19 protein-coding genes are annotated in these 22,086 nt (G+C 53.6%); 11 read left to right on the top strand and 8 right to left on the bottom strand.

What is annotated here, in order from left to right:
* Nucleotides 1–22: 22 nt before the first annotated feature.
* From EGT74_RS17680 to EGT74_RS17670, 3 genes are all read left to right on the top strand, one after another.
* On the top strand, nucleotides 23–1,297 hold the full coding sequence (locus tag EGT74_RS17680) for an MgtC/SapB family protein (RefSeq protein WP_123847897.1): 1,275 nt from the start codon (nucleotides 23–25) through the stop codon (nucleotides 1,295–1,297).
* Between the two features lie 94 nt (nucleotides 1,298–1,391).
* A complete protein-coding gene (locus EGT74_RS17675) occupies nucleotides 1,392–2,234 on the top strand; it encodes a hypothetical protein (RefSeq protein ID WP_123847896.1) in 843 nt (280 codons plus the stop codon).
* Between the two features lie 9 nt (nucleotides 2,235–2,243).
* Complete coding sequence (locus EGT74_RS17670) at nucleotides 2,244–2,768, top strand: flavodoxin domain-containing protein (protein WP_123847895.1); 525 nt, start codon at nucleotides 2,244–2,246, stop codon at nucleotides 2,766–2,768.
* 7 nt (nucleotides 2,769–2,775) lie between these two features.
* Here the strand turns inward: EGT74_RS17670 and EGT74_RS27220 are convergent, their stop codons facing one another.
* The 5 genes from EGT74_RS27220 to EGT74_RS17645 form a co-directional block, all read right to left on the bottom strand.
* On the bottom strand, nucleotides 2,776–3,984 hold the full coding sequence (locus EGT74_RS27220; RefSeq protein ID WP_246008241.1) for an LOG family protein: 1,209 nt from the start codon (nucleotides 3,982–3,984) through the stop codon (nucleotides 2,776–2,778).
* A gap of 132 nt (nucleotides 3,985–4,116) precedes the next feature.
* The gene (locus EGT74_RS17660) at nucleotides 4,117–4,950 is read right to left on the bottom strand and encodes a universal stress protein (protein ID WP_123847894.1); all 834 of its coding nucleotides are present in this window, start codon (nucleotides 4,948–4,950) and stop codon (nucleotides 4,117–4,119) included.
* 34 nt (nucleotides 4,951–4,984) lie between these two features.
* The gene (locus EGT74_RS17655; protein ID WP_123847893.1) at nucleotides 4,985–5,605 is read right to left on the bottom strand and encodes a hypothetical protein; all 621 of its coding nucleotides are present in this window, start codon (nucleotides 5,603–5,605) and stop codon (nucleotides 4,985–4,987) included.
* The gene (locus tag EGT74_RS17650; protein WP_123847892.1) at nucleotides 5,602–6,003 is read right to left on the bottom strand and encodes a hypothetical protein; all 402 of its coding nucleotides are present in this window, start codon (nucleotides 6,001–6,003) and stop codon (nucleotides 5,602–5,604) included. Before EGT74_RS17650 ends, EGT74_RS17655 begins: the two co-directional genes overlap by 4 nt.
* Nucleotides 6,004–6,017: 14 nt before the next feature.
* Nucleotides 6,018–7,076, bottom strand: a complete 1,059-nt coding sequence (locus EGT74_RS17645; protein ID WP_148089628.1) for an AI-2E family transporter — start codon at nucleotides 7,074–7,076, stop codon at nucleotides 6,018–6,020.
* Nucleotides 7,077–7,604: 528 nt separating this feature from the next.
* Here EGT74_RS17645 and EGT74_RS17635 point away from each other — a divergent pair.
* The 4 genes from EGT74_RS17635 to EGT74_RS17620 are packed head-to-tail and all read left to right on the top strand — an operon-like array spanning nucleotide 7,605 to nucleotide 14,227.
* A complete protein-coding gene (locus tag EGT74_RS17635) occupies nucleotides 7,605–8,168 on the top strand; it encodes an RNA polymerase sigma factor (protein WP_123847890.1) in 564 nt (187 codons plus the stop codon).
* Between the two features lie 46 nt (nucleotides 8,169–8,214).
* The gene (locus EGT74_RS17630; protein ID WP_123847889.1) at nucleotides 8,215–9,177 is read left to right on the top strand and encodes a FecR family protein; all 963 of its coding nucleotides are present in this window, start codon (nucleotides 8,215–8,217) and stop codon (nucleotides 9,175–9,177) included.
* A gap of 46 nt (nucleotides 9,178–9,223) precedes the next feature.
* A complete protein-coding gene (locus EGT74_RS17625; RefSeq protein ID WP_123847888.1) occupies nucleotides 9,224–12,610 on the top strand; it encodes a SusC/RagA family TonB-linked outer membrane protein in 3,387 nt (1,128 codons plus the stop codon).
* Nucleotides 12,611–12,625: 15 nt separating this feature from the next.
* Nucleotides 12,626–14,227, top strand: coding sequence for a RagB/SusD family nutrient uptake outer membrane protein (locus EGT74_RS17620; protein ID WP_123847887.1), 1,602 nt, complete (start codon nucleotides 12,626–12,628; stop codon nucleotides 14,225–14,227).
* Nucleotides 14,228–14,402: 175 nt separating this feature from the next.
* Here EGT74_RS17620 and EGT74_RS17615 read toward each other — a convergent pair whose 3' ends face one another.
* Entirely contained in the window at nucleotides 14,403–16,766 is a 2,364-nt protein-coding gene (locus EGT74_RS17615) for a CBM96 family carbohydrate-binding protein (RefSeq protein WP_123847886.1), read from the bottom strand.
* A gap of 441 nt (nucleotides 16,767–17,207) precedes the next feature.
* Here EGT74_RS17615 and EGT74_RS17610 point away from each other — a divergent pair, with 441 nt between their 5' ends.
* Complete coding sequence (locus tag EGT74_RS17610; RefSeq protein ID WP_123847885.1) at nucleotides 17,208–18,182, top strand: methylenetetrahydrofolate reductase; 975 nt, start codon at nucleotides 17,208–17,210, stop codon at nucleotides 18,180–18,182.
* A gap of 81 nt (nucleotides 18,183–18,263) precedes the next feature.
* Here EGT74_RS17610 and EGT74_RS17605 read toward each other — a convergent pair whose 3' ends face one another.
* Nucleotides 18,264–18,644, bottom strand: coding sequence for a winged helix-turn-helix transcriptional regulator (locus tag EGT74_RS17605; protein ID WP_123847884.1), 381 nt, complete (start codon nucleotides 18,642–18,644; stop codon nucleotides 18,264–18,266).
* 32 nt (nucleotides 18,645–18,676) lie between these two features.
* On the opposite strand from EGT74_RS17605, the gene EGT74_RS17600 reads away from it, so the two are divergent.
* Together EGT74_RS17600 and EGT74_RS17595 are read left to right on the top strand one after the other, a co-directional pair.
* A complete protein-coding gene (locus EGT74_RS17600) occupies nucleotides 18,677–19,654 on the top strand; it encodes an NAD(P)-dependent oxidoreductase (protein WP_123847883.1) in 978 nt (325 codons plus the stop codon).
* Nucleotides 19,655–19,909: 255 nt separating this feature from the next.
* Nucleotides 19,910–20,401, top strand: coding sequence for a hypothetical protein (locus EGT74_RS17595; protein WP_123847882.1), 492 nt, complete (start codon nucleotides 19,910–19,912; stop codon nucleotides 20,399–20,401).
* 95 nt (nucleotides 20,402–20,496) lie between these two features.
* On the opposite strand, the gene EGT74_RS17590 is transcribed toward EGT74_RS17595, so the two are convergent.
* Nucleotides 20,497–21,294: a sulfite exporter TauE/SafE family protein gene (locus EGT74_RS17590; RefSeq protein ID WP_123847881.1), complete on the bottom strand. Its 798-nt coding sequence runs from the start codon at nucleotides 21,292–21,294 to the stop codon at nucleotides 20,497–20,499.
* Nucleotides 21,295–21,394: 100 nt separating this feature from the next.
* On the opposite strand from EGT74_RS17590, the gene EGT74_RS17585 reads away from it, so the two are divergent.
* On the top strand, nucleotides 21,395–22,027 hold the full coding sequence (locus EGT74_RS17585) for a Crp/Fnr family transcriptional regulator (RefSeq protein WP_123847880.1): 633 nt from the start codon (nucleotides 21,395–21,397) through the stop codon (nucleotides 22,025–22,027).
* Nucleotides 22,028–22,086 lie beyond the last annotated feature (59 nt).

Below are 22,086 nucleotides of genomic sequence, written 5' to 3'. Positions count from 1 at the left end.
GACTGTAAATCGTTAGAAGAACATGTACGAATATCTCAATGGTATCCTGGGGCCTTTTTTACTGGGCATACTCGTGTCGGCCGGCATTGGACTGATATTGGGGCTGGAACGGGAATTTGACACCACCACCGGCAACGAACATTTTGCGGGACTGCGCACCTTTGCCCTGTGTACTTTGCTGGGGTATATCGTCGCTTATCTTTCCATCAGTCACCAGCCATGGATATTTGCGCTGTCGCTGCCAGGAATATTTATACTGCTGACTTTTTTCCACTTTGCCAAAACGAAAAAGGACAACCTGGGTATCGGCACGGAACTGGCGCTGCTGATTGCCTATTGCCTGGGGGGATTGGTAGCGCTGCATTTCATTCGTGAGGCGCTGGCGGCAGCAGTTATTACAATCACGGTTTTATCGCTGCGGCAGCAGTTCCGGAAAATCGTGTCCCGCATCACGCAGGAAGAGTTGTATGCATTTGTAAAGTTCATCATCCTCTCGTTATTGATATTGCCCTTCCTGCCCGACAAGGATTTCGGACCTGGAGGGGTGATCAATCCCCAAACGATCGGGCTGGTCGTCGTGATTACATCTTCACTTAGTTTCGTCGGGTATTTCCTGATAAAATTCGGCCACCCCGAAAAAGGAATACTGCTGACGGCCTTTTTAGGCGGCACTTTTTCCAGTACCGCTGTTACCTGGCTTTTCAGCTCGAAAAGCAGAGAATCGCCGGCGCTGTCGGACAGCTATGCCGCAGGCATTATCCTGGCCGGCTGCGTGATGTTCATGCGGGTATTGCTGGTGACTTACCTGTTCAACAGCAATATTTTTATGGTCTTGCTGATACCTTGTCTGTTACTCACGTCCGTGGGATTGCTCTGGGTGTTTTTCATCACCAGGAAGGTGCGGCAAAAAACGGTTTCGCCGCCGCTGCAATTGGGTAACCCCGTGAATATCCTGAATGCCATGTTCTTCGGCGCTTTGTTTACCGGCATTTCCCTGCTGGTTTTTTATGCGGATAAGTTTTTCGGGACCAGCGGGCTGTATGTGTCGGGCATATTGTCGGGCATTTCGGATGTGGATGCGATCTCTATCAGCATGGCCAGGTATGCGCGGGAAGCCGAACAGTTACCGGTTGCCGTTATTGTCATTGTACTGGCGATGATCAGCAACACCGTTGTAAAAGCCGCCATAGCCATCACAAAAGGGGCCGCCGCCATCAGGAAAACGGTGGCGTTCGCATTTGGCAGCATGGTGCTGGCCGGCCTCGTATATGTGCTGACAGCTTACTGGTTGCTGTAATACCGCAGTTGCTGATAAGAATCATTCCGTTTCCGCCGCGGGTCATTTTACAGGCTTCCGGATGAAAGTAAATTGAGGACAAATTCACGTGCGTATGAAAAAGATCATTGCGGCCGTAGACGCATTCAGCTTTACGGAAGAAGAGCTTAAAAGCTACCGGTATATTGCCAACAAGGCGAGGGGAGAACTGACCATTCTTTTTCTGGAGAATATATTCAGTGATGTGGCCCTGATGGCAGGAGTGGGTACTGACAGGCATGCAGCGGATGTTTCGTACGATATCCTGTTCAGGGAGGAAATGGAAACCCGCCGTCGCACGGCGGATGTGAATAAAAAACGCCTGATGGATTTTTACCGGGATATGGGGATGGCCGTGCAGGTCCGTGAACTGGCGGGTGACCCTGCCACCGAATGCCTGATTGAAAGCCGGCTGGCCGACCTGCTGGTGGTCCGGAATACTACCTCCATGGGATGGCTGCACGGCTCCAATCCGCCTCGCTTCGTAAAAGATATGCTGGCGGATGCGGAGTGCCCCGTGATGGTTATTCCTGAAAAAATGCCCTATATCCGTGAAGTGCTGTTCACCTATAACGGCACTGCTTCTTCCTCTTACGCCATCCGCCAGTTCTGCCTGATTTTCGACGACCTCGCCGACATTCCGGCCACGGTAATTTACATCGCGGAGGATGGTGATCAGAAAATGCCGAGGGGCAGGCTTGTGAAAGAATACCTGAAACATCACTTTGAGGAGGTATCGTGCATGAGCCTGGTTGACACGCCGTTTGCCGGCATCCATTCGATCGCTGTTGAAAAGCAGCATGCGGTGATCACTTTTGGTGCCTACGGCCGCAGCCGCGCTTCCAGGTTTTTCCACCGCAGCGATGCCGATGGCGTGTTGCGGACGCTCAACCTTCCCATATTCATTACACATCCCTAAAAATATATTATGAAAGGACTCCTGGTTTTTAAAGGCAGATACGGCGCGACCCTGCAATACGCCATTTGGGCCGGCGCAGCGCTGCAAATCGAACCCGTAAAGGCAGAGCTGGCCCGTAAAGAGCATTTTGGAGGCGTGGACTATGTGGTCATCGGCACGAGTGTTTACATCGGGCAGCTGCAGATATCGGAATGGCTGAAAGAGCACGCTGCGTGGCTGGAAGGCAAGCGGCTGGTTTATTTCATCGTGGCGGGAACGCCTTCGCATGAAAAAGAAAAGCTGGAGGGGTATTTTAATGCGGGTGTACCCGAACCGTTGAGACGGAATGCGGTACACTTTTTTCTGCCCGGCAGCCTTTGTTTCCGGCAGTTGTCGCTGAAAGACAAAATCCTCCTGTACACAGGTTCAAAACTGGCAAAATTGCGTGGTGAAAAAATCAACATGCAGGATTATAATGATGTGCGCAAAGAGCACCTTCAGCCTTTGTTAGAGACGGTAAGGGCCATGGCGCCCGGTGCCACAGTCGGCGGCTGACAGGGTATTATTCTCCCAGGAACACGAATTTTCTGTAGATCTTTTTCCGTTTGACGTTGTACTTCATCAGGGCAAACTCGCGCATGTGCTGTAAGGCTTCGTCGGGGTCGTCTGTGACCATGATGTAGTTGAGGTCGGTGGAAGAGATCATGTTTTCCTTCAACATGGTTCCCATCATATCAGTTACCGGATCCCAATAATCCTTACCCATCAACACGATCGGGAAATCAAGGATTTTCTTTGTCTGTATCAGTGTGAGGGCCTCATAAAACTCGTCCAGCGTGCCGATGCCGCCGGGCATGATGATGAACCCATAGGAGTATTTAAACATCAGCACTTTACGAACGAAAAAGAACCGGCAGTTAAGATACTTGTCGAGCCAGGGGTTCGGCTTTTGTTCGTGCGGCAGCCGGATGTTGCAGCCGATGGCCGTACCTCCCGCCTCTTTTGCGCCACGGCTGGCGGCTTCCATAATGCCCGGCCCGCCACCGGTCATGACGGCAAATCCCAGGCCGGCAACGCCGCTTCCCATCTTCCTGGCGGTTTCATAAAAGCGGGAGCCCGGAAGTACCCTCGCTGAACCGAAGATGGCAATGCAGGGTGGTACGAAGTGCAGCGTCCGGAATCCACGGACAAACTCAATGACGATCTGGATCAGGAAAAAAAGCTCTCTCAGCCGGGACCTCGGCCCTTCCAGAAAATAACGTTCTTCCTGCATCCCGGAAGAAGGCTGGCCGTTTTGCCCCTTGCCGGGAGGATGCTTTCTTTTATCCGCTGCATCTTTCCACAATAATACCGCACAGGCGGCGGCGAGCCAGACCGGCGCGGGAAACGCAGACCCGGCGCCCAACGGGGAAATGGCCCATAAAAAGAGAATGGCGCCCCAGAGGGAGGCCTGCCGCATGGTGGGTTTGCCCCATATACCCGCGCCGATCAGCAGCTGAATTGCTGCGATGGATAATATGAAACCAGGAATCATTGCGCTGAACGAGCCTCGGATAAACCGGACGTATATTTCGAACACCGCCACATCTGCAAAAGCAAGGTAACTCTCCGGAGAACGGATGGCCAGCGTCATGTTTACCACTGCGGCGCCGGCAAAGATGACCGTCAGCCAAATCGCGGCCAGTCGCGGTTTGACGAAAGCCATCACGAGCACCAGTATGAAAAATATATTGGTGACGAAGAATCCGGTTGAAAACAACGTTGGTTGCATAATCGTGGATTTATCAGTTCGGAAAAACGTTTACCTGCAAAATAGGACCGTTGCCCGTATCGGGCAATGATCAGGGGCACGCCCGACATGACGGAGGTCATGCAAGTAATCACCGGCTGTCATTCATATGTGCTAAGGGTGGGTGATGAAGGTATACAAATGTCCCAGTCCAAGGGTGTCATCCGCAATGCTGCCATTAAAAAAACGGGATGCGCGGCTCCGGCCATAGGCCCCGAAAGTAACCAACGTGTGTTTACTATACCGGAGGTAGGTGAGCAGGCTCTTGGCGGGGTCACCTTTGAGAATAATATATTCCGCCCTGGGGCAAACGCCTTTTATGTACTGCCTCAACAGTTGCTCATCCGGCAGTGTTTCCAGATTATTTTCGGCTACATATACCAGCTTCACTTTCCGTAACGCCAATAGGGGCATCAGCTGGAAAAAAGCGCGGATGGCAAACATCGAGGAAAACGTACCATTATAGGTGAGCGCGATTTCTTTGACGACCTGCATATTGTCCGGAAGCGTTAAAACCGGGCATTCCGCCCCGGAAAACAGTGCCTGCATGAACCCGGGAGGGTCGCTTTGCGGCAGGCCGGAGAAAGAGAGGCTATGCATCGCCAGCAGCACGTCGGCAAACCGGCTTTCACGTATCACTGACGCCAGCGGCGCTTCGGTGTATGTATGAAGCGTGATTTTCATTCCCCTGCCTGTGCAGGCTTCCCGCAGTTTTTCGGTGTTGGCCACCACCTGTTCGTGCCGTTCGCGGACGTGGGTTGCCATAGAGGCTGCGCTGTAGTACATCGCTTCCTGTATGCCCGGAAGCAGCATGGGGAATGGCGAAGGCTCAACATCGAGGAGGGCTACCGTCAATTTCCCTTTCATCAGCCTGGAAATGTACAGTACCGAATCCAGCTGGGAAGCTGAAAAATTCAGTCCGTCTATGACAACAAGTATATTTTTCATGCATATATATTGACTGGAAGATGAATTTACTTTACTATCGCACAGCATCGCGGTGATGCTGCCGTGAAATGACTTTATGGTGCCGCAGCTGCCGCGTGACCACTTTGCCATATTCGTGGGCCATGCTTTCTACCGAAGCGGGCTGGAATGAAACAGTCTGTACGGCAAATATCCTGTTACCCGCGTTCACGTCGTAAAAACTGCTCTCCCAGGCATATTGCATGCCCTCTTTATAATATTCCGGGGCAAAGAGCCGGTAGTAATCCGTGGAATACTGATTGGTCAACAGGTGGTATAAACTGCCGGGCAGGAAAAAACCTTCTACCGACTGATTGACCAACGTAATGGTCAGCACCCCGTCGATACCTTTTTGTTTAAACTGCTGCATTACATCTTTATCGTCCGTGCGCAGGAACCCGAATGGATCAAAATCCTGGAACGATGTCAGCGCAAGCAGGCCCCTGTCTGTGAGGTCGCCGGCCACATGCGTTTCCATGCGCTGGCGCATCAGGGAGTCGGGCATCATGCCGAGCACGAGAATTTTTTTGTAATGCTGCCGGGGCACCTGGGATGTGCGCCAATAGCCGGTCAGGTAGGTAGACCGGCAACCGGCCAGCAGCAGCACGGCCAAGGCAAGAGAAAAAGCGGTTTTCATGATTGTTCGTTTAAATCGGTTTCGGGAATTTCCGGGGCGACAGGCATTTCTGCGGCCATGCGTTCAAGCTCGGCCAATGTGCGGTTGTCCATCGCTGTGGTTTCAAGCCATACCGTGCCGGATTTCCGGAATACCTGCGCACTGAGCCCCAGCAAGTGAGAGAATTGTTGCTCCAGTTCCCCTGCCGTGACAGTGCCGCCGAAGTCGATCCAGCCCGCGGAATGGATGTTGCGAATCTCGTCGATCGGCGTGTCCGGTGCCAGCCGCTCTTTGGGCGGGCAGCCCTGAAAGGTGCCGTGAGGATTTTTGAAGAATTCCAGCTTCAGGTGCGGATAAAGGACGCGAAACTCCTGCTGGATATTCATGATAAGCGATTCCTCGGTGATCAATATTTTCATAAAATCGGATTTTATCATACGTTAGCCTGTGGTGTTCTGGATAGCAGCAACCTGAGCGCGTTCCATTCTTCCATGTGATCGGCCGCGATTTTGAGGATGGCTACAAACGGAATGAACAGCACCATTCCCGCCACGCCCCATATGATGCCCCCAGCAAGAATGGCTACCAGCGTCGCCCACGTGCTGACATTGAGCTGCGCCGCCACCACCTTCGGAAAAATGACATTCGCCTCGAGGTATTGCACCAGAGAAAACACGCCAATCACACCCAGCGGGTACCAGATCGATTCATGCACCGCCCAGGCTGCGGAAATCGGTAACAGCGCGCTCACGATGATGCCGAAATACGGGATGATGGTCATGATGGCGGTGAGCATGCCGAACAACAGCGCATGTGGAATACCAAGCGCCAGCAGGCCGATCGTGTTCAGGATGCCCACAATCAGGTATACCATCATCATGCCTTTGATATAGTTGAAATAGGTGTCTATCACCTTGCCGAGGATTGCATTCAGCCTGCCTTCGAAGGCAGGGCCGGCGTACCGGCGGAGTACCTGGACGAATATCTGGCGGTGATAAAGGAAAAGCGCTGCAAAAACGGGCGTCATAAAGAGCATGAAAATCGTGCTGATGGTGACCGTCACCGTTCCCTGTACAGCCGGTCCCAGTATGCTGATGATGTTATCTGCCTGGTTATGGAGCCAGCCATCCTGTACTTCCAGCGTGATGCTGAAGTTGTCGGCGAGCCAATGCTGGACCTGCCGGAACGACTGATCTACTTTGGAGGCCATGAGCGGCCAGTCGTGAATGAACGTGCGCAACTGCCAGACCAGCAGGCCTATCAAAGCGGCAAAAATGACTATCACGATGGTGATCGATACGGTTACGGAAAGCGTTTTGGCCAGGCCCTTTTTTTCCATGCTCCTGGATACAGGGTACATAATCATGGCGATTAAGAGCCCCATAAACAGTGGGATGAACAGCGTTTTTCCGAAGTAGAGCACCGCTGCTCCAAATACCGTGACCTGGAGGATCTGTAACGTTTGGGCGATATTACGGGAGGGGGATGTCATATGACTTTGCAAACGCAACTTTTGACACCTCTAAATTCCAGGATATGGGGAGAAATTTAAATGATCGAATGCGGTTGAAGTGATGATCTCTGTCAGCGGGGGCTGGGTTTGTTCAGGCGCATCCGATGGAGGAACGGGTGTCGGGAGATTTTCGCTATCCGCTAATTGTCATTATTCCTGCATTCATCCGGCGTGCTCCCCGTGCTCCCCGTGTATTGTTTGAACAGCCGGCTGAAGCGCTGCGGGTATTTGAACCCGAGTTCATAGGTGATTTCATTAACATTTGCCGGGGTCGAACAATTTCGACTTCGCCGCATCGATCAGTTTTGCCTGGATGTATTCCTGGGCGTTTTTTGCCTGTTGGTCGGGATGGTGTTTCAACGGGCGGGGGAGTTGAAATGTTAATGGCCTGCCTTCACATGAAGAAAATCAAACTCAAACGACTTCCTTCCCGCGGGGCCTCCCGCCAAAAAGCTTCATTTTCATTTAACTTTTACTTTTTACATTTGTCGCAGATACCTCTTCCATATGACACCGCAACACCAACGACACGCGGAATTTGAAAAGTCAGTCGCCCGCCACTGGGGCAAGCTGCTCGGTATTGCCGTGGCCAAAACCAACCGGGATGACGCTGCCGATATTGTGCAGGACGTTTTTCTTTCATTATGGGAGAAATGGGAAGAAGCGCCGCGGAATGAAGAGCTGGAGTACTACCTGTTACATGCCCTCAAGCTCCGCATCTTCAATTTCTACCGCAGCACCACCCGCTATCAGGCCCATCTTAAGGCGCTGGAGAACATGGTGCAGGAAAGGCTGGAAGCGGCCTTCGCCCGCGACGACGTGCATGAGCTCCAGGAGTCCTTCCTGGAGGAGGCGCTGGAGGTATTGTCCCCATCGCAGCGGCGGCTTTTTCTGCTTAGAAGCCGGCACCATTATTCTTATCGGAAAATTGCAGAACTGCTCGATATAGAGCCCGGCTCCGCGCGCGTATTATATGCCCGGGCCCTGCAACAGGTGAAGTCCCATATACATGCCAACCCCGCCCTGGCTGCCCGTATGATGTCCCTCCTCGTTTTGTTTACAATTCCTTAACCTTGGCCGGGTTAACATTTTGCTGTCACCGGGTATTCTTCAGTAGATGGAACAGCAAAAATACCCCGGGGCCAAGGCCCTGCTCGAGAAATTTCATGCCGGCCAATGTACGCCGGAAGAGTTGGCGCTGCTCGATGAGTGGTACGCCAACCTCGGCGATCCTGCTGCCGCACAACTGCCGGTGGAGGCCGCGGACGCGCAGCGTGAAGCCTTCCTGGAACGCTTCCGCACCGCCACCGCACCCCAGAAGGTAGTGCGGATGATGCCGCCGGCCGCCAAACGCCTGCTCGCTGCGTCTATATTGCTGTTGGTAGGCCTCGCGCTGGCCTGGCTATATCTCCGCCGCACGCAGCAGGCAACACCCGTTGCCACCGCCCTGGTGGTCGAAAACGGCTCCGGTTCCATCAAAAAAGTAACGTTGCCCGACAGCTCGGAAGTATGGCTCAACGCCAATGCCTCCCTGCGATGGAATGAAGACCCGGCCAACAAAGAAAGGCACCTGGAGCTGACGGGTGAAGCTTTCTTTGATGTGGAAGGCAGCAGCGACCATCCCTTCATCCTCCATACCCGCGATTTTACCGTGCGCGTACTGGGCACCACCTTCAGCGTGGAAGCTTATCCGCAGGAAAATATGAGCCGCGTATCGCTGGTCAGCGGTAAAGTAAAGGTATGCTCTAATGCGGACAGCTCCGTGGCCACCATGCTGCAACCGGGCTTCGCCGCCACCGTTGGCAAGGGCGATAGCCTGATGCTGGTAGCCGCAGCGGATACATCCGCCGCATCGTGGAAGGAGGGAGGCTTTGCCGTGTCGGCCCTTTCGGTGCGCGATGCGGTGACGCGGCTTTGCGGCCGCTACGGGTACACCGTGCGCTGGGAAAATACCCATCACCTCAACAAACAAATCACTGTGGCATTGCCCGCCCAGCCGTTCGAAGACATGCTGGGCAGCTTATGTTATATGAATCACAAACGTTTCAGCATTTCCGGAAAACTGGTAACTATTCACTAATGCACAGGGCCCCTGCAACTTCCCCTGTTTAAAACAACACACCACTATGAACAAAACATTTACAAAACCGGATCGGCCTGTTCGCCGGCAACGAACAACCGGGCCGTCCCTGTTGCGCCTGCTGGTTTGCGCGGGCCTGCTCCTGCTGTCGCACGTCGGGTACGGCCAGCAGGCCGTATTGAACGAACGCGTAAAAGTCAAACTGGCAAAAGCCTCCCTGTCGGACGTACTCGACGCGCTCGACAAACAGAGCCGTTATTCTTTCAGTTACATCGCGGAGGATTTCGACAAGATCACCGTGACGGATTTCAAAGCGGATGACATCACGCTGGGCGAGGCATTAGAGCAATTACGCACCAAGGCGGCCGTCGAATTCAATGTGAACAATACTTCCATCTTTTTCAGGAAAGCCGCGGTACCGGCGTCGTCCGGGACATCGCAGCCTGTGCAACGCAAGGTAAAGGGCCGCGTGGCCACGCCGGACAATGAGCCGATACCGGGCGTGAGCGTGTGGCAGATGGGAAGTGAAAACAGAACGGTCACCAATGCCGAAGGCAGGTACGAAATCAGCGTGGATAACCCGGCATCGGTGCTGCGCTTCAGCTTCGTGGGGTTCGAGAATCGCGAGCTGGCAGCCGGTAGTTCCGGGGAGCTGGATGTAGTATTGTCCAACAGCCGGCAGTCGCTCAGTGAAGTAGTAGTGCTCGGCTACGGTTCCGCCAAAAAAGCCGATCTCTCTGCAGCGGTGTCCGTAGTGCCGGACATGGAACAGATCAAAAGCCGCCCGGTGCTCAACGTACCGGCCATGATACAGGGTAAAGTGGCGGGTGTTACCGTGGTGAACAACGGCGGCCACCCCAACGGTTCACCTTCGGTGACCATCCGCGGCGTGGGCTCCAGGGGCACTGAGAGCGTGCTCTACGTGGTGGATGGTGTGCCTAACGCACCTTACAACCCGGCGGATGTGGAATCCATCACGGTGCTGAAAGATGCGGCGTCGGCTTCCATTTACGGTGCTTTTTCCGGTTCGGCGGGCGTTATCCTCATCACTACCCGGCAGGCCAGGAAAGGTACACCCGGTGTGGAATACAGCGGCTTCACCGGCGTAAAGAACGCCTGGCGGCTACCGCAGTCGCTGACGGCTGAAGAGGAAGCCAAAGTGTCGAACCTGGCTTATACCAACGCGGGGCGCACACCGCTCAGCGGCTGGGATGCCAACCTGAACCCCTATGCCCAGGTGACGCGTACGGACTGGATGGATGAAATATTCCGCACGGCGCTCGTACAACGGCACACAGTGAGCGTGAATGCGGGCACCGATAAGTTCTCCACATTATTGCAGGCACGGTACGAAAATGAAGAAGGCACCCTGATCAATACCTACAACAAAAATATTTCACTCCGACTCAACGCCTTTTATGAATTCAACAAAAAGCTGAAGCTGCGGCAGGAACTCTTCTGGAATAATAACGACAACCGCGGCACGCAAACATCCAGTGGTTACAGCGGGAGCATTCTCTCCGCCATCTACATGCCCCGTTCGGCTACGCCGTATTATGCCGATGGCTCGTTCGGCGGTGTGGGGCCCCGTGAATCGGCCTACCTCGGCATCCATGGCGATGCCATCAACCCCGTAGCCACTTTGCTGCGTAACAGGCCTTTTAACAAGGGCAACGACCTGCAGTCGGTGACCGAGCTCACCGTATCGGACATCGTACGCGGCCTGGGTTTCGTTTCACGATTCGCTTACCGTCAGAACAGCTCGCTGTGGAAAAACTTCGAGCCGAAAAGGACCGAGCCGGGCAAACCGAATAACCAGAATACATTGTCTTATGCCACCAACCGCGGTTATCACTGGATATGGGAAAACACCGCCAGTTATAACCGCATCTTCAACCGGCATAACATCGGCGGCATGGCCTCCATCACTGCGCAGGAAAACGGCGCGCGCGATTTCAGCGCGGCTGCCAAAGGGTTTGAGAACGAGCCGGACTGGGCTCGCTTCTTCGTGAACGCGAGCATCTTTGACCAGAACAGGCCAGGGGACGGGCAGTGGGAAGACAGAAATCTCTCCTACGTAGGCCGTATTTCCTATAGCTGGGCCGACCGTTATTTCGTAACGGGCAGCTACCGCTACGACATTGCCGGCCGCCTCGCGGAGAGCAATCGCGGCATGGGTTTCCCTGGCGTTACCGCTGCATGGAAACTCAGTTCCGAGCCCTTCTTTCATGTAAAAGGCGTAGATCTCGTGAAGATTCGCGCCAGCTGGGGCCGCATCGGCAACATCGGTTCCGTGGGCCTCTACTACGGATATCCCAAACTGAGCTCCAATCATACGTACCAGGTGGGTGAAAACGGCCCGCAGAGCAATGCCCTGTATATCAACAGCCGCAATAACCCGAACCTTTCCTGGGAAACTTCCCGCCAGTCAGACATCGGTATCGATATCAGCCTGCTGGGTGAAAGGCTGAACATCACGGCGGATTACTTCGACAAGCTGACATACGACCTCATCAAAACGCAGGATACCGACTGGCCGAATACCTTCGGTTACGGCGCTCCCAGCATCAATCAGGGCCGGATCAAAAACACCGGCTTCGAACTGGCCGCCAACTGGCGCAGCGAGGTGGGCATGCTCAAATACGAAGTTGGCGCCAACATGGCTACGCTCGTGAATAAAGTAGATTACATAGACGATAATCCGAGCTCTTTCTGGGCGCACGGCGATGCCTGGAGAGAAGTGCTGCGGCCATACCGTTCCGTGGTGGGCCAGCCGTATTATGCATACTGGCTGATCCAGAACGATGGCATCTTCCAGACAGACGCCGAGGCCGCTGCATACAGCAAAGGCGGCACCCGCATCCAGCCGAATGCCAAAGCGGGTGACCTGAAGTTTATCGACCAGAACAACGACGGCAAGATCGACGACGGCGACCGCGTATTCATGGGAAGCGCTTTCCCGGACCTGACCTACGGTTTCACCGCCAACCTGACCTGGAAAAACTTCGACCTCAGCTTCTTCCTGCAGGGTGTGGGCGGCGTGAAGCTTTTCCATGCCTTCAAACACACCACTCTCAATGGCTCGGAACAGGGTTACAACCGCTGGAACAAGATTCTCGACGCCTGGTCGCCGCAGAATACCGGTTCGGATATTCCGCGCATTTCGGCTACGGACCCGAACAAGAATTTCCAGACGAGCTCAGACTGGTATCTTGAAAACGGTAATTATCTCCGGCTCAAGAATCTCCTGATCGGCTATACTTTCCCGAAAATGTCGTGGAACCAGGGCCTGCGGGTATACGTAAGCGCAGACAACCTGCTCACCTTCACCAAATACACCGGCATGGATCCCGAAGTGGGCGGCATCGGGCTAGACGGGGGGCAGTTCCCGCTCTCCCGTGTGATTTCACTCGGCCTCAAACTTAACCTCTGATAAAAGTATCATAGCATGAAAAAAACATTGCTCAACATAGTGTATGGCCTCGTACTGGTAACAGGCGCAGGCAGCTGCGGAAAGGACTGGGTAGACACCAAGCCCAACGGAGAGCCCACCACCGCATTTTACTGGCAAAGCGACGAAGACCTGCGGAAAGCCACCGCGGCGCTGTATGTTCCGATGCGTTACGAATCCACCTGGGGCCGCGACCTGTTCTGGATACAGGTGGCCAGCGACGACCTGATCGTGGGCCGCGTGAAAGCAGACGCGGAAAACATCAAAAACTTCATTCCCACCGGCCGCGAAGGTTATCTCACCTCGGGCTGGAACGACCTGTACTGGCTTATCAACAAAGCCAACCAGGCCATCGAAGGCATCCCCAAATCCGTGAATGTAACTGAGGCCGTTAAAAACCGCTCCCTCGGCGAAGCGTATTTTATGAGAGCCTTCGCCCACTTCTGGATTGCGTATGTATGGGGCCACGAAAAACAGGGTGTGCCGTTCGACGGGCCGGAAAATGCCGGTTACGGTGAGCGTGTGCCGCCGCAGCTGGCTTCGGTGAAAGACAACTACGCACAGATCATCAAAGACCTGGAAAAAGCCGCCGAACTGCTGCCGTTCTTCGAAACCTATGGGGCCGACGACCGTGGCAGGGCGCATAAAGCCGCCGCCTGGGCTTACATGGTGAAAGCCTACGCCTATTGGGCCACTTTTGACGCCTCCAAATGGGAGCCCATTCCAGCGCTTTGCGATAAAATCAAAAATGAAGGTAAGCGCGCGCTGATCACCGGCATGGGCAGTGGGGAGAAGAATTATCGCGCCGTGTTTACGATCGCGCAGAACTGGGGATCGGAATACATCTGGTCGGTTACCTCCGGTGTGCAGGGCGGTTCTGAGTTTCCAGGCGTAGTGCTGGAAAACAAAGGATGGGGCATTTTCAATGGCTGGGGATACTTCCAGCCCACCGAAGAACTGTACCAGGAGTACGAAGCGAATGATCCCCGCAGGGAAGTGACCATCCTGAAGTTCGGCGACAAATTCAAATACTTCGGTGTGGAACGGCGGTATTTTTCCACCAACAGCCTGTCCGGCTTCCAGATCAACAAATATATGGAGCCGTACAGCTATGGCAGCAATGAGGATGCCGGCACCAACCCGAATATCAATCCCAGCGGCGACTATCCCACCACACGCCTGAACCTGCCGCTGATGCGCTATGCGGAGATATTGCTTTTCAAAGCCGAAGCGCTCATCAAACTGGGCAGGGCAGGAGAAGCAGCTGCGCCGCTGAACGAGATCCGGAACCGCGCCGGGCTGGGCAACATCGCCGTGCCCACGCTGGCAGACCTCAAACACGAACGCCGTGTGGAGCTGGCCTGCGAATGGACCGACCGGTTCCATGACCTGAAACGTTGGGCCGACTACGACAAGATCAACGCGCCGCTGCACGGCCGCATTCATACCGTAGCTACCGACCCTGCTTCACCCTACACCGTGAAACAGGTATGGCAGGCGCGTAAATTTGATCCGTTGAAGCATATGGCCTGGCCCATCAGCCCGGATGAAATATCACGCAGCAACGGAAAATACAAACAGACGCCGGGGTGGAACTGATACCGCTGAAGGGTTCTTAAATATGGCAGGGCTGGCTCTTACGGGTCAGCCCTGCCTGTTTTTAACCCCCGCGCTAACAGTACCGGCTGATTGCCGGTAATGCATGTGATAGCAAAAGGAAGGCTGAACATAAGATGTTTCTTTTCGTTTAGCCCTTCTATTAATCTATGTGCGCTTATAATTTTATAATTTTTTTGATGCTGATCTTCCCGTTGTGAATCAGTTGTAATGAATATACCCCGGCTGCAATGTTGCTGCCATTCAGCATTGCCTGATGTTTTCCCGCGGGCAGATGCCCTTTGAGTAATGTCTCGCGGGGTTTCCCCTGCATGTCGAATAACGTGAGCTGGGTTTGGCCGGCTTCCTGCAGATGTATGTTTATCTGGCATTTTTCCCGGAACGGATTGGGGAAGTATTCCAGTATAGCGGCAGACGCGGTGTTGCCGGTTTTATCCGTTGATATTTTTGACAGCGTTGTGCCGGTTGCATTGATGGCCGGCGCGGTGCTCACTTCCAACTGCGGGTGATTGGCCGTAGCTTCTTTTGAATTCCAGAATATCCTTGGATCGTGTGCCTGCAAACTTTTCATCGCCACCGAAATAGTGCTGCGGCCGGCTGCTACTTCACTTTGCACGTATGCGGTGATGTCCCAGCTATAATACGCATAGGCGGCATTGGTAACGGTTTGTGTTGCCAGGGCGGTGGCTCCCGCAGCGGGTTTGTTGTTCCAGGTGATGGTGGATTCCGTCCAGGTGGTATTGGCTACCGGGTATACGGCTACCGGTACACTCGGAACGGACGCGCCGTCGATTTTACCATAAACCTTTAGTACTGCGGAATTAATAGCGCTTCCTGCGGATGCAATGTTGAAGGTGAGGTATGCTTCCCTGGCGTTATTCAGCTGCCCGGAAGGAGAGAGTTTAGTGATCAGCAGGGTAGGATCTGTGGTGCCATGCGTAATGGCTGCATTTGAACCGTCTCTTACATATGCATCGTGGGTGGGGCTGAATGTAGTGGAGGAAGAAGACGTATTGATCTTCACTTCCGTATAACTGTTCCAGAGATCCTGGCTGTTGCCGTGGCCCACGATGCGTACAAATTTAGCGTCTCTCTGTGTGAAGGAAAACAATTGCAGATTCAGGCTGCTGCCGCTGCTGGTTACGCCTGCTGCTGCTGTGGACCAGGTGATGCCGTCCAGGCCGGTCAGTACATCGAACGTGGACGTTCGGATGTCTCCTTTGTAAAACGCTACCTGTACACCGTTAACAGGCAGCGTGTCGGACAGGCAGAACTGTATCCACTGGCCGTCGCCGCTGGCGGACCAGCGGGTAGCGAGATTGTTGTCGAGCACATTGGCAGGTATGTTGCCATCATCGGCACTGGCGGATACGGGTACGCATGAAGGCGGGCCGGTCACCGTTATGCCCACCGCAGCGGAGGTAGTAGTAGCACCCTGGTTGTCCGTCGCTTTCGCGGTGAGTGAGTATGTTCCTGCTGCCACATTGTTCCAGGCGTAATTGTAGGGGCTGGCCGTGGCCTCTCCCAGCTTTTGTGCGCCGTTGAAGAACTCCACTTTCGTGATGCTGCCGTCTGTATCCGCGGCGTTTGCCGAAAGGGTGATATTGGCAGGTGCGCTGAACGTTGCGCCATTGGCAGGAGCGGTGATAGCGACGGTCGGGGGCTGGTTGGGCTGGCCGATGTCGCTGGGGCAAAGACTGGCGCTGCTCTCCGTGATGCAGAAATCGTTGAACAATACCTGTTCCGTTCTCAGCACGGGGTCTTTCCCACGATAAACACCCCATTTTGGGCGGTTATAATCGGCGCCCGTCCGCCACATATCCAGGCTGTTGTTGGTGTAGGAGAGCAGGGTGGCGCCGTCGCTCAGTCTTTTTAAAGTGATTTCAAAAGTGCCTGCGCTGCCTTCCCCGCTTTTGTATTTTACATACGCTTCCACCCAGGTGCCTTTGAAAGGCGCGAGATTCACCTCGGTTACCGTGCCCAGTCCGCCGCTGCCGCTGCCTGAGCTGTGAATGATCTGCATCTTTTCAGGGCTGCCTGCTCGCGGGGTGATGGTGATCAGCGGAGCGCCTGCATCCCCTTCGATAGCTTTGATCTGGAAAATGTGGGTGAACCTTCCGGAAGGAATGAACCCCGCATCCAGTTTGAATTTCCAGCGGTAATAGGCAGTTTGGCCCTGGGTGTGCTGCATATCCGCAGGCGAGCCGCTGCCGCCTTTGATCTCCATGCGGGTCCTGTCTTCGTTCGTGCAGCGGTCGTCGTCGTCCACCGGGTGACTGTGAAAAACAAATACATTTTTGCCGAGGGTGTTGTCGAAAATTTCGGTGACATGCGGGCCGAAGGAAGTGTGCCGACAATCCGGCGATTCGATGCCGAAACCTTTTGATTCTATCAGCTGATAGGTGTTGCCGGGGCCGTCTGCTTTGAGGGTGACCTGGGCATGCGCGGCAAAACCCGTCGCCAGTAAAAAGAATGCGGCAGCCGTTTTGTGGCAGAGCCGGGAGAGGTAATGAAAATGCATAACGTGTGGTTTTATGGGTTTAAGGATGATCGAAAACAAGGGTCTTTAGAAAAGGAAATCAATTTGTTATGGATATATGCAGAAGCCATTTTTCAGGGTCAGGTTTGCGTCGCTGTCAGCTATTTCCGGGCGGATATACTGTAAATATATGAATTTGTGCAAACGTTTGCAATTTTTTCGACGAAGTGCTTCGGCCGGGACGGCGGGTTAGCATAAAATTGGGTGGCATCGGCAGGTATCCGGGCCATTTGGGTGTGGTTTTTATTTTTTATGTCAAATACAGTAAACGGATGTCGTCACCACAAACCCGGAATAAAATAGGATTACTTTTGAATGCCTGATACCGGAAGCTGCCCCAATATGAAAAAACCGGCGGTTTATGTATCTTCGCGCGGTTTAATTCGGTTTTACAGCGGGGCCCGGCCCCAAACCACTGACAACATGGAAAGTACCCTCAGGGACAAGATCATCAACCGGCAACCGGGATTGGTATTTTACAGCCTTACGCCGCCCAAGGTTACCACCGAGGCGGAGCGCCTTATCATCATTGCGGCCAATCAGGTAGAAAGGCTGAAGAGTGTGGCCATCGACGGCCTGATCCTTTACGACATCCAGGATGAAGCTACCCGTACGGAAAAGGAAAGGACCTATTCGTTCATTCCCACCATTCCGCCCGAAACATACAGCAAGGAGTTTTTATCCGGCTTGAACGTACCCCGGATCATTTATAAAAGCATCGCCAACAAAACAAACGACCAGTTTGCAGGCTGGTTACGCGAGAACGGGGAAATCGAATATACGGTGTTCGTAGGCGCGTCGTCGCACCAGCAGGTGGAAGAAACGAAGTTTTCCCTGACCGATGCCTATCAGCTGAGAAAAGAGGCTTTCGACCACATAACGCTGGGTGGGGTGACTATTCCGGAGCGGCACAGGAAGAAAGGCGACGAGCACATCCGGATTTTTGACAAGATGGACAAAGGCTGCAGCTTCTTCGTGTCGCAATGCGTGTACAATCTCAATGAGTCGAAGAACCTGCTGTCTGACTACTATTACCATGCGCTGGAAACGGGCAACCGCCCCGCGCCGATCATTTTTACGCTGACGCCCTGCGGTTCGCTGAAGACCCTCCAGTTCATGGAGTGGCTGGGCATTGAAGTGCCCCGCTGGCTGTACAACGACCTGAAACATTCCAAGGACATCCTGGAAGCTTCCGTAACCACGGCCACTCACATTGCGGAGGAATTGCTGGCGTATGCGAACCTGAAGAATATCCCGGTGGGATTTAACATCGAGAGCATCTCCATCAAAAAAGACGAGATCGCAGCGGCCCATGTATTGCTGAAGAATGTGCTGGCCCTCGTGCGGCCGGAGGGAAAACATGCGTTCGTGAAGGAGTTGGGAAGTATCGTGGAATAGGAGCAGGATTGTAGATAATGGTCCGACAGGACATAGAAGGTGCGGATATTCGCGCCTTTTTTTATGCAGAGAAGTGAATGATCATTCGCCTGTTTCCACTACATACAATTCGCTTTTCTGCCGCATCAGCTGCTGGAATTCTCCGACGTAACCGCTGCCCCAGGCGTCCATCGCGTTGATGACGGGCATGAGGGACTTGCCGAATGCCGTGAGGGAATATTCTACGTGGGGCGGTACTTCAGGATAGATCTCCTTGCAGATGATGCCGTGGAATTCGAGCTCCTTTAACTGGAGGTTCAGCACACGGCTGGTGGCGGTGGGCACTTTCCGGTGCAGTTCGCTTGGCCGGCGCACACCGGTGCTGATCAGGAACAGCAAATACGACTTCCACTTGCCGCCGATGATTTCCATCAGCACGGATATGCCGCAGCTGAAGTCTTTTGGTATCTTTTTCTCATACATATCTTCGTCGTTTTGCGTGTTGACAAAAATACATGGATGCCGGTAAACGGACAAGGATAAAATTATCCCTATGCGAAGAAATTTTCCCTTATTGTTATGCGTTCGGGGTTGCCGTTACTTTGTGCAGCAAAAGAAAACGAACGATGAAAAATACACAGCAACAAAGAATCCTCACAATTGGACTGGGGGCCATGGGTGCAGTACTGGCCCGGTTATTAACGGAAAAAGGTGAGAAAGTGACGGTGTGGAACCGCTCCGAAGCGAAAGCCAAACCGCTTACAGCCATCGGCGCCACCTACACTGCGGATATTGCCAAAGCAGTAGCGGAGAACGATATCATCCTGATATGTTTGCTGGACTATGTGGCCACAGAACAAGTGCTGGCAGGCGTTTCCCTGGAAGGAAAAACCATCGTGCAACTGAGTACGGGCACCCCCCAGGACGCGCGTCTGATGGCCGCTGCTTTTAGCGCCCGGGGAGCCTGGTATCTCGATGGCGCCATCCTGGCCACCCCCTCGCAGATGGGCACCGAACAAACGCCCATTTTCCTTTCCGGCAGCCCACAAGCCTGGGCCGGTGCGGAAGCGGCGCTGCGCATCCTTGGCGGTACCCTCATTTACCTCGGCGAAGCTCCGGGTGCTGCCTCGGCATGGGACATCGCCGCGCTCTCCAGTATGTTCGGCATGATGATCGGATTCCTCAACGGCGCCCGCATCATTGAGTCGGAAGGCATGCGGGTGACGGATCTCGGCACAATGATCCGCGACATTGCGCCCGTATTGGGACAAATGATCAAAGACACGGGTGACGACATCGAGCAGAAAAAGTACGACAGCCCTCAAAGCTCGCTCGACATCTGTGCCGGAACCTTCGACCTGATTGTGCGCCTCTCCGCGGAAAACAAACTGGACGATGGTTTCGCAACCTTCGCCCAGCGGCTTTTCCGCAAAGGGCTGGATGCCGGTTACGGACAGGAAAGGATTTCAGCACTCATGAAGACGCTCCGGTAAAATCACCCGGAAGTAACAACAGCTCCGCTGTTTCGCTTTTTGTTGTAGATATTGTGATGAATTTTCTTCTTATACCCGCGCAGGATGCTGTCTGCGAAGCGCGGTGAAGTTGTCATGAAACGGCTGCGGTGCGGATGTAGACGCGGGCAGGAACACCTCCTATAGTTAGGAGGGTGAAAAACCCGCTTTCCCGGGATTGTCAACGGTATCATACCGGCCTACCTTTGCTTTATTCATCACCAATAATTGAAGAAAATGGAAACGAAAAGTGCAAAACGTATTTTTTTTGGTCTGTGCCTGGTATCAATGGCAAGTTTTGTATCTACCGGCTGTGGCAGTAAAGACGATCCCAAGCCCAGCGCTACTAAAATATCCATGAAGTTCACGATAACGGTAACAGGTGCCGATGCGAACGATAATATCTATGTTCAGGCAACTGCAGGCAATCATGATGCCAGCCAATGGGGCTCGCCGATATGGAAGCTGAACGGTACCGCACTGGGAAATGAGTCGGCTGCCAAGCTGGATGAGCAAAACTTCCTCGGTGCTACCAAAACATATGTAATTGAGACAGTCAAGCCGTTTGACTTCGGGGCCCTGAATGTAGATTACCTGAATTTCGACGGGGCGCCGATGACGGTCAGCTACAAGGCCGAGATAAACGGCAAGGTAGAAACCAGTGTGGAGAATCTTGTGGTTAACGCAGGGCAATCCGGTGAAAAAGGTTATTCGTACAAAGGCAACTAGGGGAGTGGTATTATATAGCTTAAAAGCGCACCGAACGGGGCGCTTTTTTTATGCCGGGAAAGGAGCGGCAGGCATTACAGGCTGTCAGGAAACAATCACAGCGCGTTCGAGAGTTCCCTGACGAGGATATAGCAGCCCATCGCCAGTACAAACCAACTGAATACCTTCTTCAGTTTGCCCCCGGGTATCTTACGGGTCAGATAACCTCCCAGCACAATACCTGCAATGGCCAGTGAAGTGACGATCAGCAGGAGCTGCCAGTCTATTCCCGTATCGTGGAGATTACCGGCAAAACCAATGAGAGAGTTCAGTGCAATCACCAGCAGGGAAGTGCCTACGGCCTCTTTCATGGGAAGATGTAATATCAGTACGAGCGCGGGAATAAGGAGAAAACCGCCTCCGGCGCCCAATACACCGGTTACCAGGCCGGTACCCGCGCCAAAGAGAAGCATTTTACCACGACTGAACCCGCGCGTGGCTGTTTGTGTTGGAGAAACCGGCCGGTGGCGCATCATAAAAACTGCGGAGACGAGCATCAGCAAGGCGAACAACACCATCGTGAGCCAGTTTTCCGTAACCTCAAACCCGCGGATAGTTGCAATGTGCTCCGGTATGGCAGGGACCAGCCATTTGCGGGTTAGAAAAACAATGCCTGCCGAAGTTGCGGCGAACAACAGGGCCATCCTGATATTGACTGTTCCCTGTTTGTGTTGCTGCGCTGCGCCGACGAGGCTGGTAGAACCCACCACGAACAATGAATAAGCAGTAGCCGTCACCGGCGAAATGCCAAACAGGTAAACCATCACCGGCATAGTGAGAATGGATCCGCCCCCGCCAATTAACCCTAGCGAAATCCCGATCAATAAGGAAGCGATATAACCCAACAGGTGCATAATGTGCATTTTCAGGCAAAAGTCGCGGCTATTGTTGGCGGTATCGGTGATGATTGTCACACAGCAATGCCCGGACCGCCCTAATTTTGTAATTTTAACTATGCAAGAACATTATTCCCTCCGCCAGTTGTTCCCCGGGCTCGAAGAAGGGCTGTACGAAGAAATGACGCAGCACGGCGACATCCGGACCATTCCGGCGGGCACCCATATGCTGCGTAAAGGCCAGGCCATCAGGTCTACCATGCTGATACTGGAAGGCATTGTTAAGCTCTACCAGGAAGATGAGGAAGGCAACGAGTTTTTTATGTACGACATAGAGCCCGGAGAAGCCTGCGCAGTTTCGATGGTTTGCACGTACCGGCAGGAGAACAGTCAGGTGCTGGCTAAAGCAATGACCGATGTGACGGTCCTGACCATCCCGCTTCAATACATGGATGAATGGCTGGGCAGGTATAAAAGCTGGCATTACTTTGTGATCAGGACCTGGCGCGCCCGTTACGAAGAATTGCTGAATACGATCAATGCAATTGCGTTCAGGAATATGGACGAACGTCTGGAGTTTTATATTACCGGGCAGGTGAAAAAAATGGGGCGGCATATCAAATTGACGCACCAGGAAATCGCCACAGACCTCAATTCCTCGCGGGAGGTCATCAGCCGGCTGATGAAAAAGATGGAAAAAAACGGCTGGGTGATTATTCACCGGAATTCATTCGAATGGATAAAGCCCTGACGGGGATCTTTTTGCTATGTGACCTGCATCACCGATAATCCGCAAAAGAGGCGGCACCT

It is taken from the genome of Chitinophaga lutea, assembly GCF_003813775.1.
Classification (GTDB): Bacteria; Bacteroidota; Bacteroidia; order Chitinophagales; family Chitinophagaceae; genus Chitinophaga; species Chitinophaga lutea.
The sequence above is the reverse complement of the archived record's forward strand: the minus strand, read 5'-3'. Positions and strand labels throughout refer to the sequence as shown.

What these genes read in the sequence shown, in the direction of transcription:
- EGT74_RS17680 (WP_123847897.1), top strand. Translation starts at nt 23, where the DNA reads ATGTACGAATATCTCAATGGTATCCTGGGGCCTTTTTTACTGGGCATA.
- EGT74_RS17675 (WP_123847896.1), top strand. Translation starts at nt 1,392, where the DNA reads ATGAAAAAGATCATTGCGGCCGTAGACGCATTCAGCTTTACGGAAGAA.
- EGT74_RS17670 (WP_123847895.1), top strand. Translation starts at nt 2,244, where the DNA reads ATGAAAGGACTCCTGGTTTTTAAAGGCAGATACGGCGCGACCCTGCAA.
- EGT74_RS27220 (WP_246008241.1), bottom strand. Translation starts at nt 3,984, where the DNA reads ATGCAACCAACGTTGTTTTCAACCGGATTCTTCGTCACCAATATATTT.
- EGT74_RS17660 (WP_123847894.1), bottom strand. Translation starts at nt 4,950, where the DNA reads ATGAAAAATATACTTGTTGTCATAGACGGACTGAATTTTTCAGCTTCC.
- EGT74_RS17655 (WP_123847893.1), bottom strand. Translation starts at nt 5,605, where the DNA reads ATGAAAACCGCTTTTTCTCTTGCCTTGGCCGTGCTGCTGCTGGCCGGT.
- EGT74_RS17650 (WP_123847892.1), bottom strand. Translation starts at nt 6,003, where the DNA reads ATGAAAATATTGATCACCGAGGAATCGCTTATCATGAATATCCAGCAG.
- EGT74_RS17645 (WP_148089628.1), bottom strand. Translation starts at nt 7,076, where the DNA reads ATGACATCCCCCTCCCGTAATATCGCCCAAACGTTACAGATCCTCCAG.
- EGT74_RS17635 (WP_123847890.1), top strand. Translation starts at nt 7,605, where the DNA reads ATGACACCGCAACACCAACGACACGCGGAATTTGAAAAGTCAGTCGCC.
- EGT74_RS17630 (WP_123847889.1), top strand. Translation starts at nt 8,215, where the DNA reads ATGGAACAGCAAAAATACCCCGGGGCCAAGGCCCTGCTCGAGAAATTT.
- EGT74_RS17625 (WP_123847888.1), top strand. Translation starts at nt 9,224, where the DNA reads ATGAACAAAACATTTACAAAACCGGATCGGCCTGTTCGCCGGCAACGA.
- EGT74_RS17620 (WP_123847887.1), top strand. Translation starts at nt 12,626, where the DNA reads ATGAAAAAAACATTGCTCAACATAGTGTATGGCCTCGTACTGGTAACA.
- EGT74_RS17615 (WP_123847886.1), bottom strand. Translation starts at nt 16,766, where the DNA reads ATGCATTTTCATTACCTCTCCCGGCTCTGCCACAAAACGGCTGCCGCA.
- EGT74_RS17610 (WP_123847885.1), top strand. Translation starts at nt 17,208, where the DNA reads ATGGAAAGTACCCTCAGGGACAAGATCATCAACCGGCAACCGGGATTG.
- EGT74_RS17605 (WP_123847884.1), bottom strand. Translation starts at nt 18,644, where the DNA reads ATGTATGAGAAAAAGATACCAAAAGACTTCAGCTGCGGCATATCCGTG.
- EGT74_RS17600 (WP_123847883.1), top strand. Translation starts at nt 18,677, where the DNA reads ATGGATGCCGGTAAACGGACAAGGATAAAATTATCCCTATGCGAAGAA.
- EGT74_RS17595 (WP_123847882.1), top strand. Translation starts at nt 19,910, where the DNA reads ATGGAAACGAAAAGTGCAAAACGTATTTTTTTTGGTCTGTGCCTGGTA.
- EGT74_RS17590 (WP_123847881.1), bottom strand. Translation starts at nt 21,294, where the DNA reads ATGCACCTGTTGGGTTATATCGCTTCCTTATTGATCGGGATTTCGCTA.
- EGT74_RS17585 (WP_123847880.1), top strand. Translation starts at nt 21,395, where the DNA reads ATGCAAGAACATTATTCCCTCCGCCAGTTGTTCCCCGGGCTCGAAGAA.